We start from the raw sequence: 15,572 nt of genomic DNA on the forward strand, positions 1-15,572 counted from the left end.
TCACAGAGGACGGCAGGCACGGTGGAAACGACGGTCGTGGATCCGTACGCCGTGGACAGGGTGCGGCAGGTGATCGCCCGCATCACGGCCACGTTGACGATGCTGGAAGGGCAACAGGGCGAGCTCGCCGACGACGTGCTGGGGCGGGTCGAGGGCGCCGGAGCCGTGGTGGCGGCCGCGCGGGAGTTCGAGCAGACCCTGCGCGATGAGCTGCGGGCCGCCGAGCATCTCGTGCACACGATCGGCAGCGAGTCCGGCAAGCACATGCTGGAGACACAGGCCATCGACTACGAGAACAGCCAGAGGATCAGTCGGTATGAGCCTTGTTGACGACCTGGCCGGACTGTCGGATGGCGCGGTCGTGGCCGATGCTCTCCGGCCGCTCGACCACGCCTCGCCCAGCGGCGCGGAGAACCTCGCGAAGAACTGGCGAACCACGGCGGCACAGTGCGCCGCGGAGATGCCCACCCTGTCGAAGGCCTGGCATGACGCCGAGGACGGATTGGCGGGCATCACCGCGGAGACCGGAAGGGCGCTGGTCGCCAAGCTGATCAAGGCGGGCGCCGAGCTGGAACAGGCCACGGTGAGCGCGGCCGACGCGCTGGACAGGGCGGCGGGTTCCGTCCTGCGCGCGCAAGACTTCGCCAGATCGAGGTCGGAGTGGCTGCTGTCCTGGGTGCGCAGCCAGGACGCGGTGTACCCGGACGTCGCCGCCGACAGCCGGAGTTCGGCCATTTCCGCGGCCGCCAAGCACATCGCCACCGAGATCCGATCGGTGACCGACGCAGCGGCGGCCGAGCTCGACACGGCGGCCGCCGCGCTGCGCAAAGCAACGGCCGGCGCACCCACCTTCTCCAAAATCACGATCACCACCACCGTGACCCAGCCCGGTCAGAACCCACAGGCGAAACCGGCCGTCCACCTCTCCGAGCCGGCCTCCACCAACCCGGAAGCGCCCCATGGGGGCAACAACGCGCAGATCCACAAAGGACACAACAGTCAGTCGTCCGGCGGCGGTGCCTCCGGTGGTGGTGACGGTGCCTCCGGCGGTGGCGGTGGCGGTGGCGGGGAATCGGGGCCGAGCGGCCCGCCGCCCACCGGAGAAGTCCGCGACTGGATCACCGAGGCACTGCGCATCCTGCGCGAGTACGGCGTCGACATCAGCTCGATCGATCCGGCCGACCTGGCGGCCATCATCCAGCACGAGTCCGGCGGCAACCCGCACGCGCAGAACAACTGGGACTCCAACGCGGCCGCCGGGCACCCGTCGAAGGGCCTCATGCAGACCATTCCGTCGACGTTCGACGCGTACAAGCTGCCCGGCCACGACGACATCTGGAACCCGGTGCACAACATCATCGCCGCCGTCCGGTACGCGCTGAAGCGGTACGGCTCGATCGACAACGTGCCTGGCGTCGCCGGGCTGGAGAACGGGCAGGGCTATGTCGGATACTGACCGAAGCCGCGCCACCCGATGGGCGACGGTCGGCAACGCGCTCGTGATCGCCGCCGGGGAGACCATCGGCGAGCACGCACGCGGCCTCGCGATGTCCGTCGCGGCCGATCCCGGCCACGAACTGGTGGTCGCCGACTTGCCGAAGAACCCGACGGTCGCGATGTGGGAGGCGGTCGCGGAAGCGATCCCCCGAGGCAGACAACCGATCCGGCTGGTCATCGCCGGCGGCTACGGCGAGGCCATGACACTGGCCGGGCACTGGCTGGCCGAGCGGCTCGCCCGCACGGTGGTCGTGCCGGACGGCGAGGTCCACCAGGGCGCCAACGGCTCCCTCCTCGTGCACGGCGGGCCGGGCAGCGGGTGGCTGACCTGCCGGCCACGGCAACGGTCGCACTGGGAGGCCAAGCGCTTTCCCCGTCCGTCGTGGGACAGCCGCGCGGTGGGCGACGTGCTGGCCACCGGGTCGAACGGCATCGCCGAACCGATACCGGCGGGAATGTGGCTGCATCCCGCCGCCGATGACGAGCACGTCGCGCGGCACCGCCGGCGTCTGGTCGAGACCGTCCCCTGCCGGCCGGACGCGATGACCGTGCTCGTCGGTTGCCCTGGCATGGCCCCGGTCCGGATCGAGGATGTCGCCTACCTGCGGAGCTGCCTGCCGGAAGATGTTCGCCCGCAGGTTCGGTTCGCCGCCTACGGCGGGGTCGCCGCAGGGCCCGGTGGCTACTTCGGCCAGGTGCTGGCGCAGTTGGTGCACCAGCCCGTGGTGTGCTACCCGGGCGTCCCGGTGGGTGGCGCGGAATGGCCTGAGATCCACACCATCTGGCCGAACGGTTCGCTCGGCTGGCGTTGCTTCGCCCGCGAGGTCGAATACTTCCCGGCCACGGACACGACCGCCGCGACACCAGCCGTACGCACCCACTGGCTGCCCTTCGCCGGGGTCACGCAGCTGGATTCCGCCGCCTACTGGTACGCCCCTGACGCGGTGATCGAGATCGTGCAGGCCGGGTTGTGGCTGCGGTCGCCGGAGGGGTACGGCCACGCGGACGCCGTCCGGTCGCACCCGTGCGACCACGCCGGGCCCAAGGTGTTCTTCGACGACTCGACCGAGCAGAGCGCCACGCGGATGCACTGGCTCGCGCGCGACGTGGCCAGCCGGATGCCGCCGGACGTCCGGACCCGCACGAGTCTGGTCGCGGCCGGGACGATCGGCAGGCACGCTCCCGCCGCGCCGCGGCCCGAGCAGGCACCGCGGCAGGGCCCGGTCCCCTTTCTCCGGCCGGAAGCCCATGGCGCTGCGGAACTGCCGAGGCCGCAGGGCAGACCGGCTCCGGAAGCCGTCGCGCTGGCTCCGGCCGCGGGGCCGGTCGCGGAGCGTGCCTGGCTGCGGGAAAGCCTCGGCCTCGAGTTCGACGTGATGGCCGGTTCGGTGGCCTTCGCCGTAGCGGAACACACGGGAGCCTGGGTGCTCGGCCAGGTAGCCGAGGACGACGTCCACACCGACGCGGTCGCGGTCCGGCTGTACCTTTCGGCGCACGGGGAGAAGATCGACCGGGCTCTCCGGTTCGGGGAGACCGGCCCGCACGTGCCACTCGCCCGCTGCGCGGCGGCCGGACTCGCGCGGTTGCCGGCACACCGGGGAGCGGTCGGGTACCGGGCTTCCCCGACACCCGCGCAACTCCAGCTGTACCGGGACCACGACGTGGTGACCGACTGGGGATTCACCAGCGCGCTGACCGAGCCGTGCCCGAGCCAGCCGGGCGAGGTCGACGTACTGCTCTGGTCGATGACCGCGCGGCTGACCCAAGCCCTCGAACCGGAAGGCGACGAACAGGTGCTCGGGCGGACGCTTTTCCTGCCAGGCACCAGTTTCCGAGTGCTCGAAGTAGTGGCACCGGAGCACGGCCGACGGGGTCGGTTGCTGCTGCGCGAAATATCCGGGCAGGAGGCCGATCCGGCACTGACCCGGCAGGCGGGCCACCTCGACGAACTGGCGACCAACTCGCTGCGTGCCGCGGCCGAACGTTGGGCGCAGGCCCAGCCGAACCGCAAGATCGGTGCGGCGGCCCACAACCGGTTCGGTGAGCTACCCGGCCTGCTACCACGCTGACCGAGGAGGAAGAAATGCCGGAAAATGCCGCGGCCGGACCCACCGGCGCGGTCGAAGCACCCGCGCTGATCGACCCGGCCTGGAGCCCCTCCGACGAACAAGCGGTCGTGCCACTGGACAAGATCATCGGTGTCTGGGCGGCGGACGACAAGGGGCAAGAGCCCTTGTTCCGGCCGAACCCGGCGTACGTGCCGACCGAGCCCGGCGCACATCTGGACCTCGTCGACGGTGTGCTGCAACTCCTGGCCAGGGGGGCGGACGTGGGTGTGCCGCAGCTGGCCGCGGCGCTCGCCGACGCACTGCTCGGCATAGCCGTGGACGACGAGGGCACCGCGCTCGTCCGCCCGGCCCCGGACGGGATGCCCTCGGTGCTGGTGGCCACCGCTCCCGGCCACCGGCCGCCCGTCGACACCCCGGGCTGGCGGGCGGTCACCGTCGCGAAACTGGCCCGGTTCCTGCCCGAGCAGGGGGTGGACGTGCTGCTCAATCCGGGAGCGCCCACCTCGATGCGGGTCAGTGCCGGACTGATTCGCGAGGCCGCCGGGCAGCTGCAGGTCCATTCGGGCAAGTTCGAGGGCCGAAAGTAACCCGATCCGGTCCTTCCACGGAAAGTCCTTGTTTACTTGACGGGCGACAACCAACCGACATCGGAATATCGGGATAGGGTTCCTATGATTCGCAAGCTAACGGCGGGCCTCGGCGTCACGCTGTCCATTTTCGCCACCGCCACGGCCATCGCCCCGGTGGCGGTAGCAGATACCCCTCCGTCAGGGACCTGGGTATATGTCCAATCCTTCAGTGCACGCAATTCGACCGAAGCAGCTTTCGCACAGCTTCTCTGCGACAGAGCGGGCCAAAGCCGACCCGAGGCCCGCGCCTACCAGTGCGTTTCCGTTCCCGACTACGTCCAGTTGTGGGAACTGCGCTGACCCTACGCGGCAGTTGACGCCCGGCAGCTCGCCGGAAGCACGAGGAAGATGAGCACGGCGAATCCCGGGAGCGGCGGCTGACCGTCGGCGACTCTCGGGATTCGTGGCTTTGTCGGCGCGTCGACCATCCGGCCGGCAAGCACGAGGTGTTTCCTCGCAGAAGTCGCCATAACAGAAACTTGCACCGAAAGGAGCGTCAGAATGTCCATCGCAGACAATTTCAGCATTTTTGACGACATCCTCGAGCGAATCGGAAAGGAGCAAGAAGACTTGCTGGCCGCCGAGGCCAGGGTCGTGGCAAAGGTGACGTGTCCCGATCACGACACGTCGACCCCGATGCGACCACAAGTCCGAGACTGAGAAGCGCGCGGCCGCTGGAATTCGCGGCCAGGCATGGGATCGCCAGTCCTCGAGGAAATGTGTTGGCCGGATGACGACCGGCGCACTCTTATCCCTGGTTCGCCCACCGACTTTTGCATGGCGAACACTATCTGTACGTGTGATCGGCCGCCATTGCCCTTACTTCACACGAGAAAGGTGCTACAGGGCAGATCTTGCCACGCGCAGAGGCTTTCCAGTTGGCTGGACCCGGATCAGTTCTGTATATCTTTGCTTGGGCCTTGAGGACCGCGGCTCGTCGACTGACATGCATGAAGGAGATCCGTGACAACGGAAGGCATTGTTTCTGCTATCGCTGAACATCCGTGGGTCGGCGCGGTCCGTCGAACACCATGGGGCGCGCTGCTGGTTCGACCTTCGACGGACGCGATGACCTTCGATTCTCGAACTTGGTCACTGGTCGGCGAGTATCTGCAGAACTGGGCCAATTTGTACGACTGGGCCTTCACGTCCGCCGATCTCGGCGATCGCGCCGGCGCGGATATCGTCGGACTCACCGGCGGCAGCGCGCTGACCGAGGACGAAGTTCGCGAATGGGTCCAGCAGACGGCGGCCTTGGTACTGGAATCCCGGCCGCGGCGCGTGCTCGATCTCGGCTGCGGGACCGGGCTTCTGCTGCGGCATCTGCAAGGACACATCGGATGCTATGTCGGTGCCGACCTTTCCAGGTACGCCGTGGATCGCGTCCGCGAGGCCCGCTTGCCGTACACCTACGCTGTGATCGCCGGAGCGCATAGGACCGCTTCACCGCAGGTCAAGCGGGCGATGACCGAGGTCATGGGGGCGGCCCGGCCCGATTGTGTGCTGATCAACAACGTCGCGCAGTGTTTCCCTGGGACCCAGTACTTGGCAGCCGTACTCGGCGATGCCATCAACCTGGTCGAACCGGGTGGCCGGGTGATCCTCGGCGATCTGCGGCACCACGGACTGAGCGACGAGTATCACCGCCAACTGACCTCCGGCCCGCGTTGGGCCTCCGGTCGCTTCGATGAAGAAGAGGAACTGCTCCTCGACCCACGACTGGTCGCGTTCTTCGCCAGCGTCTCGGGCAGGAAAGTCAAGGTCTCAGTGCGGGCGAAGACCCTGCGCGGCGACAACGAAATCACCCGATATCGATACGATGTGGTGTTGCATGTCGAGACACAAGACGAACAGGTAGAACTCGATCAGGTGCACTGGGAGGATCTGCCAGGAAATCGGCCGGAAGCGTTAGCCCGGCTGCTCGAAGTCGGCCCTGTCGTGGTCACAGGAATACCCAACGCGTTGCTGACCCCTTCGGCAGACGGGGCCACGGCCAATGCCTTGAGCGCCGTACTCAAGGGGACCGGCCTGGCGGTGGAGATCGCGCTCGACGACCCGCGAAAGCTCGATATCCGACCCTCGAATGGCCACACTTCACAACCTCGAATCCAGCCGACACAAGATGATCCGATCGACCGGTTCATCACCCGCCGACTCCCGGAGGTGCTTCGCGGCCACCTGGCCGAGAGTGTCCCGGGGACTCGCTTGCCGGAGATCATCGTCGATCCCAAACCGAACTGGTGACACGACTGGATACTTCGCGCACATGACGCTACAGCTGTCGACGCCGGGCGTTGGATCAGGCGAGAAGCAAGTTCGGACAACATCGATTGCCCGTTTTGACGTCTTCCGGTCTTGATTATCATGTCCTGCACTATAATTGATTCAAAAGTCGCTTGCGGCGGCCGTGATGGTTATCCTGAATGACGAGGCGATTGAATGTCTCCAGTGGGCACTGGCAAAGTGATTCGATTTGATGATGTTCGCGGCTATGGCTTTGTCGCACCGGATGTCGGCGGTGAAGACGTTTTCATCCATGTCAACGACCTCGAGTGCGACAAGCGGCTGATCGCGCCTGGCGTACGGGTCAAGTTCGCCACCGAGGAAGGCGACCGGGGTTTGAAGGCGTCTCGGGTAAGTCTGGCCGAGCAACGGGCGGAACAGCATGTTCAGGAGGCCGCAGGCGGTGATTCGGTGGCGCTCGCCTACGAGGACGACATGGCATGTGACGTCTTGACCGTCCATGAACTGCGTGACGAGCTCACAGAGGCCATGCTCACTGACGTGCCCTCCCTGACCGGGCAGCAGATCCTCGCTGTGCGGGAGAGCATTCTCGCGCTGGCGCGCAAGCATTGCTGGATCGACGAGTAGGGACAGTGCGCTGGCGGGGCTTCTTCCGGGAGAGGATCAGACCGGAAGTTGTGGATGCGCCGTGATCGGGCGACCGTGCGCACCTGTCATGACTCTGACGGCGGCGCGAGACCACAATGCCCAGTCGCGCCAGAAGACTTCACCGAACCACTCACAGCGCTCGACGGCTTCCGCGAGCACCGCCCGGCCGCGGTCGCTGTCACCGTTCGGCCGCGCATCTCGGGTAGGAAAGCCGGCCCTGCCCGCACCGCGAAATCGTCCTACGGGCGGCTCTCGACCCTGTCGGGCGCATCACGGTGATCGTGCCGCGGGGTTGGCCGCTCGTGCTCGGCGTCATGCGCGCTGAGCAGCGCTTCGTCGGTCCAGCCGTGCCCGAGTCGGCAGTGGTACCGGCCGTCCGCTGGGCCGACTTCCAGCATGGGATCCCTGGTAGTCCCTGGCATTGATAGCTGGCGGGCGGCGTCGACCCGCCGACAGCGCCCAGCCGGACGCCGTCCCGCGCGATCCGCTCTTCCAGCAGTGAGGCGGGCGGGACCGGCGGGATCGCAGTGCCGGATCGTAGGATCTTCGCGGTCGCCCAGGAACCGAGTCCGAGGAAGAACCATGTCCGATGACGTCACCGTCGGTCTCATCGGGGCGTGGGTCGAAGCCTTGGTTGATGTTCGAGGGCACCGACGAGATGGGTCGTGAAACCGCAGAACTTCCGGGAGACGCGCGAACAGCTGCGTCCGAACCCGGCTGAAAGGACGAGCACGATGGTGCGAAAGCGGAAGACCCTTCCCAAAGACTTCGAGGAGATGCTGACCTCGGCCTCGGTGGAGGAGCTCAAAGCCGTCTTCGACACATGCGAGATCGACGCGCGGGGAGGCTATGCCAAAGGCACCGCCATCGGTTTCCCGGAGTGCCCGGACGAGCTCATCGTCTGGTTGACCGGGCAGGGGCTCGCCGTCGACTCCCCGGACAGCTACGGCAGGACCCCGCTTCATGCGCGAGCTTCACGCGCCACTCCGAAACCGGTCGCGCAGATACCCTTGTTGCTCTCGCTCGGCGCGGACATCGAGGCGGCCGACAAGTCCGGGCGAACGCCGCTCCAGGCCGCGGTGGAAAGGCTGCGGGTCGAGGCGACGCGAGTGCTGATCGAGCACGGGGCCTCGACCGGGGTTATCGACAGGCGCGGCACCACGTTGATGATGCGCGGTCTGATCGGTACGCGAAACGCCGACCTCCCCGAGTGCGTCGAGATCATGAAGCTGCTCCTCGAACACGGAGCGAGCATCACGGCTGAGATGAGCAAGCAGGTCGAGCGGATCGGCCGTGGTTTCGAGTTCCACCGGGAGAACTTCAACCCCGACTTCCTCGAACAGACCGACGCCGCGCTCGGGGAGCTGTACCGGATCTTCGGGGTCGAGGCGGTCGCCCGGCGGTCGACGCACGATGGGTCGGCGCCGATCGTCGTACCCGACGGATCCTGGCAGGAGCGCCACAAAGCGCTCTGGGAGCTTCTCGTGCCCTCGAGCGGCGCGGGCGCGACAGTGCAGTGTGAGGCCATCCGCGTCACCGGCCGGATCGCCGACGAGATGTTCCGGAACGGCGGGGCGAACTGGGACCGCGCTTACCGTGCGATGGCCGATGCGTTCCCGGGTTTCCTGACGCGAGGCGAGCCCCTTGGCGACGAAGAACTCTATGAGGCCAAGGAGATCGTCAAGCAGATCAGGTCAGGCCGCGGCGAGGAAGGCCACCTCGATCGCTTGAGTGAGCTCGCCGTCGTCTGGGTCACGAAGAATCCGGCCCCGATCGCTTTGGGAGCGGTGGGCTACACACGCTGAGGCCGGCCCTGTCAGGGCGACGTCCGGCGCCGCTCCGCAAGCCACGTGTGGCAGCCGCCGCGGGTGGGGCGTCGGCACAAGATGGAGCGGCACCGGCCGGATCCCGCTCGGGCCGGGCGAAAACGGCTTCTGAAGTCGCCATGTCGGCGGAAAGGATCACCGACGCCATGCCTACACAGAACGTGCCGCTCAGCGCGCGGCCGACACTTGTGTGGATGCTGTCTGTGCCCCCGGCGCGGTTCCAAAGCAACCCCACGAAACAAAATCAGCCCGTGAGCTGCGGATCTCTGCTACGACCGTGATCGAGCGGCACCGCCGCAAGGCCCGGTGACAGCCTTGAGCAACCCGGACGGAGCAAGTGCGCCCGCAGGGCAACGCGACCTCGCGCTGGTCATACAGTGCGCGTGCCTCATGCCCAGGCGCTTTGACCGCAAGACGCCACCGGCGCCCGTGCGCGGGCCCGGCACCGATTCTCGTCTCGCCCGCCGGGGTGTCGAGCAGGCAGCTTTCACCGCTGTCGGCGACGCGATAGCCGCGGTGGCGATACCAGCGCAAGACATATCGCCGGCGTCGACCTTCGCGACGAACACCCGCACACCCTGCTCGGCAAGGAACTGCTCGGCACACTCCAGCAACGCCGTTCCCGCGCCACTTCCCGGAAACCCGTCACGACCGCCAGAACTTCGATCTCGACAAGAGACCTCGTAAGCCAGGCGCCTTGCTCACCCGGATAGGACAGGACGAAATCCACCGACGTGCACACATACAACACGCGACCAGACGATCACCAGCGAACGCACCGAAACACCAGCCCCGCCTTGATCGCCAGCGCGGCCCGCCTCACCGGCACGGAGCAACCGCACGCACCGTGTCCGGCGAACGGGGCCTCAAACCGGACGATTCGGCCTCCTGTGGTCGGACCGACACACCGGTGATACGGCAACACCCCGGCTGCGGCTTACACCGCTTCTTTCGGCAGTGACGATCTCCGGAGGTGGTGACGGCTCCACCTTCAGACGCTCGAACTCGGTTCCGAGCCCACCTGGCGAGACATGCTCCGGTGCAGGACCGTGGAGGCACGAGGGCCAAAGGCGAGGGAGGGGCCGATGGGAATCACCAGCTACGGGGAGCGGTCTACGGTCTCGACACCAGAGTGTGACGACGAAGCCGCGGTCGACGAACTGTGCTCGGCACTGCTGGGATCACTGCCGAGAGCGGATCAACGGGCCAAAGGAGCACAGTACGTCCGAGGTCTCCTCCGGGCTCCGGGCCGTAAGTCGATGCGGAACATCGCTGCGGAGCTGGGCGGCCGAGCCACCGAGCAGAGCATCCACCACTTCATCAGTGACTCCACTTGGTCGTGGGAACCGGTTCGCCATGCCCTCGCCTGCCATCTACTCCGGAGCACGCACCTTCAGGCATGGGTGCTCCGGCCGATCACGATTCCCAAGAGCGGCAGGCACTCGGTGGGTGTGAGCCGATGTGTCGAGCCTGGGGTTGGGCACGCCCTCGCCTGTCAGCACGCTGCGGGCGTGTGGGCCGCCTCGGCCGAGGTCACCTCACCGGTAAACTGGCGGCTGCACTTACCGAAGGCATGGGTCGAGGACGGTGCCCGCCGCGCCCGCGCGAGCATTCCGGACGACAGCTGCGTGGAGACGCTCTCCGGTTGCACGGTAAGTGCCTTCACCACGGTAGCGAAACGCTGGGTACTCCCTGGGCTCCCCGTCGTCGTCGACGTGCGCGGTGCGGACTCCGTCACGACCATTCGGCGGCTGCGCGCCGCAGACAGCCCGGTACTAGCTCGGATTTCCGGGGACTTGCCACTCGTTGTCACCGACCCGTCACTGGCAGCACACAGCAGCGCGGCGATGCCCGCAACCGCGATCCTCGCCGCGGCCGGCCACTTGTGCCGAGCCATCGAGCTGACCGGGCCCGACCAGGACCAGCTTCCCGGCAGACACGTTCTACTCACCTGGAAACTGCAGGTTGAACTCCTTCCCCGCGGCGGCCACGCCGACGACATGTTCTTGCTCGGCGTGAAGAGCGCCGGAGGAGAACAGCAAGTTTGGCTGACCGACCTCGGCACGGCCACCACCGCCGAGCTCCTGCGGCTCACGCTCCTGGTCCAGAAGGTAGACCAAGACATCATCGAGATCTCGACACAAGTGGGGATCCGCGACTACGTCGGTCGCTCCTTCGACGGGTGGAACCGGCACGCAACCTTGGCGTCGATCGCCCATGCCCTACGTTCCCTCGGCTTTGCCGCCCCGCGTGAAGACCGGCCTCACCTCTCGGCGAAGGCGCCTCAATACATATAGTTCGAACGGCAGGAATACAGTCCGAAACGGCGCTATGACCGACAGAGAAATGCTTCTGAGACAACCCCCTGAACGGGTACTTACTCCTCCCCTCCGTCCCGATTCCACCACCCGAACGGACCAATATTGCCGGTGTAGCATGGATCACCGGGGTATGCGATCGCGTCGGATGACCGAGAGCAGACTGGGGTATCGGACACCGGAAATGGGGACGGGCGCTTATGTCCGCAGATCGAATCGAGGAAGGGCAGGGCTCCACCGGGGCGCATTGGGACAGGAAAGAGGTCCAAGAGCAGAATGCACTGAACTCCCCCGGCGATCATACCGGAATTTCAGTCGAGAACATGCGAGACCTCGAAAACGTCACTACCAACCCGGCCGATTTAAATGACCGGTTGTCCACGATGGAGGCCGGTTTACGCCGCTCCCGGCGTCTGAACGATTATCATACCGAACTCGTGGACCAGGTTCTCGCCGAACCGGATCTCGATGCGGTCGTTAAACGGATGGCTTACAAGATCCACGGTGACGTACTGGTCTACGCGCCAGACGGCGCCGTCCTGTCCGCCTCCGGCGAGCGGCCTGCCGAACAGAAGACGGCGATGGCGTCAGCGGCGTTGGCTGCGCACACCGCCGGGAAACCCGTAAGGCTGGCTGACGCTCAGTTGGCGATTCCCATCATCGCCGGCGATGAGGGCGTCGCCACCATGCTGGCTCGCCCCGGCGACGGCGAGGAGATCGACCATGAACACCTCCGAATGTTCGCTCAGGCCGCCGCAGTGGCGTTCCTGGTCCAGCGTGGCATCACGGACGCGACCACGGGAAAGGACCGTGACCCGCTCGAAGACGTACTGGCACGGCGGCCGGCGAGCGCGGCGGAGCTGGCTCGCCGGGCGCGGCGGGCCGGGATGAATCTGTGCGAGCCCTACGTGGTGGTGGTCGCGCGCCCGGCTGAGAAGTCTCAAGGAAGACTGCAGATCTGGGCGTCGTCGTTCACCCTTCGGTCCGGCGGCTTGAAGAGCATCCAAGCGGGGGCTGCCGTACTGGTCGTGCCCGGAACCGACGCGAGTGCGACCGCTCAGCTGGTACGGAACGAGCTGGCCTCCTTTCTCGGAACAGAGGCGACAGTCGGCGCGGCGGGCCCGGTTTCCGGTCCCGGGGCACTGCTGCCCGGGTATCAGCGGGCGAGCCGATGCCTGGACGCGATCCTTGCGCTCGGCGACATGGGCAAAGCCGCATCGTTCGACGAGCTGGGCTTTCTGGGCTTGCTGCTTTCGGATCCCCCCGACATCGAAAACTTTGTCGAAAACACGATTGGGCCGGTTCTGCGCTACGACGGGGAACGAAACGCGCATCTCAAGGAGACCCTCGCGGCCTATTTCGAGGCCGACCGCAGCCCGACCCGGGCGGCTGATCGGCTCTACGTCCATCCGAACACGGTGGGCCGCCGACTGGAACGCGTCACCGACTTGCTCGGGACCGGCTGGCAGAAGCCGGAACAGATGGTCGACGTACAGTTGGCTCTCCGGATCCTGCGGATTCGCGCCCTGATGAAGCAAGCCACCCGAAGACCGGCTGACTACAACGAGTAACCTGACAAACTGACGATCGCATTGTCGACCTTCCGTTCGGTCGGGACGTAGTGTTCCGATATCGACATCCGATCATCATCACGAGCGGCGTCCGACTTTCGGTCGACGCCTGGGGGAAAGAGTGGAAGTCACCTACGACGGGAAATCACTGATTCTGGGCTGCGCTTCGACGGGCGCGAAATTCACTCCGGCCAATCACAAGCCCACCGGCGACAACCTTCTCGACGAGATCTGCGTCGGCAGCACGATCAAGAATTCCGCCGAGGCTCTACTGGCCGAAGCAGATGCCTTGTACAGCAGAGGATGCCGTTATTACCACTACCACGCGAGGAACCCGAATACGCACGAACAGACCACCAGCAACGAGGTCTATCAGAAAATCAGCCGAGAGCTGCAACGCCGATGCAAGGATATGCTGATCAGTTTCGGCGCAAGCCGGAATGGGGCCGAAGTCCGGGAAAGCATCGGCCAATTCGGTGAATGGGAACGACTGAGTCAGTGCAGCCTCCCGTTCCATCTCGGTGGCGCACACTTCGTCACCATCCAGTCGGCCGTCGAACTTCAGCTCATGTGCGAACTGGAGCGACAGTTCGGAGAATGGTCCTTCGACACCATAGAAAGCCCTCAGTTCGGCGAGGCTGTTCTCGCCTATCAGCCTTCCGATCAGCTGACAGAATCGCGATTGGACACCTACTCGACGAGCAAAGGTGCCGACTACGGCCGAACTTCGCCGCTGATCCAGTTCGAGGTCTACCGAAGCGCGATCGAGGCGCGGGACCGCCTCGGACTGTTTCACGAGGTCGAGTGGGTTCAGGCGCAGCGGAGCTACGCGATGTCCCGGTACGCGGTGGAACACCCCCTGCTGCGTCTCGGCCACAACGGCCAGATCAACGTCACGCTCCTTTTCGGCTTCTCCCCCCGGCTGCCTTTTCCGCGCAGCTATACGGAATTCAAGCGAGTTGTGAACGCCGCCAAGAACCTCGAGCACGATCTCACCGAGCCAGGTGTCAAACAGCGGCATGTGACGATCACGGTCGGTGCGGCGGTACTGCCGCAGCAGGCCGAGGCCCATTTCATCCCGCTTGACGTCGGACCGCGCGCCGGACAGCGAGCCTGCGCGCTTCGGCGACTCGTCTCCTACGCCTCTCAGCCTGACAGCTGCGTGGATATCCTCCGATTCGGCATGGAAGACAGCCCATATACCGTCAGTCGCCACGGCGAAATCGGCCTGGCGGACAACTGTGACCTGGCCGAGGTCGTGCTTGCCGAACTGGCCGCCAATGGTGCCCGGGTAGAAACCGACCACCAGGAGATCTTCGAGAGGCTCGGCCTGCATTGGGTCCGGCGAAGCGTCTTGTTGGAACAACGACGCCGCCCTCTAGGCAGGCCGGTGGACCGGCGACTACAACCCGTCTGACCCGCCCACCCGGGTCGTCGACCCGAGTCCGCGACGGTGTCCGGCACCGAAACTCGAAGACCAGCGAGATTCCGTCAGGGGATTTGCGACCGGCTACCCACCGGCGCCTCCCAGCAAGAGCGGCCGGGCGCCAGGCGTGACCAGAGTGTCCATAATGGACTTAGGAGAACCCGAGATGCCTGAAATCAACGGGATCTGTTTCGATCTGTTCTCGACCTTGATCCACAAAAGACCGCACAATCCGTTCTTCCGGCAGGTGGCCGACGAACTCGGCCTGGACCTCGGCCGCTGGAAGCCCGCCTACGACGAACTTCATGACGAAACCATGGCCGCGATCGTGCCGGGCATCGTGGCGCGCATCGTGCTGTCGGCCCGATCGGCAGGCACACGGGTGACACCGGACGCCGTCCGTGTCGCAGTGGACCGACACTTCGCAGATTTCGTGGCCAGCGTCGAGGTCGACCCGCAGGCGTTGCCCCTCCTGGAACGGCTACGCCTCCGCGGGATGTCCCTGGCATTGGTGACCAATGCCTCCGACCACGCCGAATGGCTCTTCGACCGACTCGGTCTCCGCGAGCACTTCGACGTGACCGTGTTCTCGCATCGGATCAAGCGACTCAAGCCACATCCGGAGATCTACCGGCACGCCCTCGACCGACTCGGTATCGCCGCACCGCATTGCGCATTCGTCGGTGATGGCCAGCACGACGAACTCGGCGGAGCACGCGCGATCGGAATGGCCACCGTTCTCGTCGATCGGCGGCTTGCCCACACCGCCCAGGCCAAAGCGGACGCCGATTTCGTCGTGGAAGGCCTTGCCGACGTGGAGATCACGATCAACACGATGAACGACGCGAACAGCCGACTCTAGAAGGGACACACAGATGCCCGTCCACCAGCCGCACGTCATCGAAGGCTGCCGTGTAACGGATTCCTCCGGCTGCCATCGATACGATTTCTGGAACGAACAGTTTCTTCTCGACGGCAGTCCGTACACCGGATGGAGTTCCCCGAGCCGGAACGAATCCGTTTCCGAGTACTTGGAGTTCGACCTGGGAGGGGTCCGGGTGCCCGCCCATATCCGCCTACAGCGACGGCCCGTACCCGTGATCCGCACGGGGTTCCCACGAGGTCTTCGCGTGATCGCCTTTCCCGACGAGGGCGGCGAGAAGACGACCCTGACCGCCGAAGACATCGATGTACCCGCGGGGGCTTGGTTCGAGGGCGCGCTTGAACCCATCGCGACCAGGCGTATTCGCCTGGAGACCGCCGGAGTGCAGATCCGGCCCAGCGGGAAGTACTTCACGCAGCTGATGCAGATCCAGTTCCTCGAAGCCTGATTTGAAGGGAGTG

General features: G+C 65.8%; 13 protein-coding genes. All 13 read left to right on the forward strand.

What is annotated here, in order from left to right; genetic code table 11:
- The first annotated feature begins 21 nt into the window (after positions 1 to 21).
- The 13 genes from BKN51_RS20955 to BKN51_RS43200 all read left to right on the forward strand — a co-directional run bounded on the left by BKN51_RS20955 (position 22) and on the right by BKN51_RS43200 (position 15,559).
- Positions 22 to 330, forward strand: a complete 309-nt coding sequence (locus tag BKN51_RS20955; protein ID WP_101609250.1) for a hypothetical protein — start codon at positions 22 to 24, stop codon at positions 328 to 330.
- Positions 317 to 1,456, forward strand: a complete 1,140-nt coding sequence (locus BKN51_RS20960; RefSeq protein WP_233223597.1) for a lytic transglycosylase domain-containing protein — start codon at positions 317 to 319, stop codon at positions 1,454 to 1,456. The genes BKN51_RS20955 and BKN51_RS20960 overlap by 14 nt, the downstream gene beginning before the upstream one ends.
- On the forward strand, positions 1,443 to 3,566 hold the full coding sequence (locus tag BKN51_RS20965) for a hypothetical protein (RefSeq protein ID WP_101609251.1): 2,124 nt from the start codon (positions 1,443 to 1,445) through the stop codon (positions 3,564 to 3,566). The genes BKN51_RS20960 and BKN51_RS20965 overlap by 14 nt, the downstream gene beginning before the upstream one ends.
- A gap of 14 nt (positions 3,567 to 3,580) precedes the next feature.
- Positions 3,581 to 4,153 (forward strand): type VII secretion system-associated protein, encoded by a 573-nt coding sequence (locus tag BKN51_RS20970; RefSeq protein ID WP_101609252.1) that lies wholly within the window; start codon positions 3,581 to 3,583, stop codon positions 4,151 to 4,153.
- 543 nt (positions 4,154 to 4,696) lie between these two features.
- Complete coding sequence (locus BKN51_RS43195) at positions 4,697 to 4,855, forward strand: hypothetical protein (RefSeq protein WP_158255777.1); 159 nt, start codon at positions 4,697 to 4,699, stop codon at positions 4,853 to 4,855.
- Between the two features lie 303 nt (positions 4,856 to 5,158).
- Entirely contained in the window at positions 5,159 to 6,439 is a 1,281-nt protein-coding gene (locus BKN51_RS20975; protein ID WP_146044363.1) for a class I SAM-dependent methyltransferase, read from the forward strand.
- A 195-nt stretch (positions 6,440 to 6,634) separates the two neighbouring features.
- Positions 6,635 to 7,066: a cold-shock protein gene (locus BKN51_RS20980; RefSeq protein WP_101609254.1), complete on the forward strand. Its 432-nt coding sequence runs from the start codon at positions 6,635 to 6,637 to the stop codon at positions 7,064 to 7,066.
- Between the two features lie 755 nt (positions 7,067 to 7,821).
- Positions 7,822 to 8,892: an ankyrin repeat domain-containing protein gene (locus tag BKN51_RS20985; RefSeq protein WP_101613359.1), complete on the forward strand. Its 1,071-nt coding sequence runs from the start codon at positions 7,822 to 7,824 to the stop codon at positions 8,890 to 8,892.
- A 1,106-nt stretch (positions 8,893 to 9,998) separates the two neighbouring features.
- On the forward strand, positions 9,999 to 11,210 hold the full coding sequence (locus BKN51_RS20995; RefSeq protein ID WP_233223611.1) for an IS701 family transposase: 1,212 nt from the start codon (positions 9,999 to 10,001) through the stop codon (positions 11,208 to 11,210).
- Positions 11,211 to 11,431: 221 nt separating this feature from the next.
- A complete protein-coding gene (locus tag BKN51_RS21000; protein ID WP_101609255.1) occupies positions 11,432 to 12,802 on the forward strand; it encodes a PucR family transcriptional regulator in 1,371 nt (456 codons plus the stop codon).
- A 121-nt stretch (positions 12,803 to 12,923) separates the two neighbouring features.
- Positions 12,924 to 14,219 (forward strand): 3-keto-5-aminohexanoate cleavage protein, encoded by a 1,296-nt coding sequence (locus BKN51_RS21005; protein ID WP_101609256.1) that lies wholly within the window; start codon positions 12,924 to 12,926, stop codon positions 14,217 to 14,219.
- 175 nt (positions 14,220 to 14,394) lie between these two features.
- Positions 14,395 to 15,090 (forward strand): HAD family hydrolase, encoded by a 696-nt coding sequence (locus tag BKN51_RS21010; protein WP_158255778.1) that lies wholly within the window; start codon positions 14,395 to 14,397, stop codon positions 15,088 to 15,090.
- A gap of 268 nt (positions 15,091 to 15,358) precedes the next feature.
- Positions 15,359 to 15,559 (forward strand): hypothetical protein, encoded by a 201-nt coding sequence (locus tag BKN51_RS43200; RefSeq protein ID WP_102906615.1) that lies wholly within the window; start codon positions 15,359 to 15,361, stop codon positions 15,557 to 15,559.
- The last annotated feature ends 13 nt before the right edge of the window (positions 15,560 to 15,572 follow it).

This window comes from Amycolatopsis sp. BJA-103 (assembly GCF_002849735.1).
In the GTDB taxonomy this organism is placed as follows: domain Bacteria; phylum Actinomycetota; class Actinomycetes; order Mycobacteriales; family Pseudonocardiaceae; genus Amycolatopsis.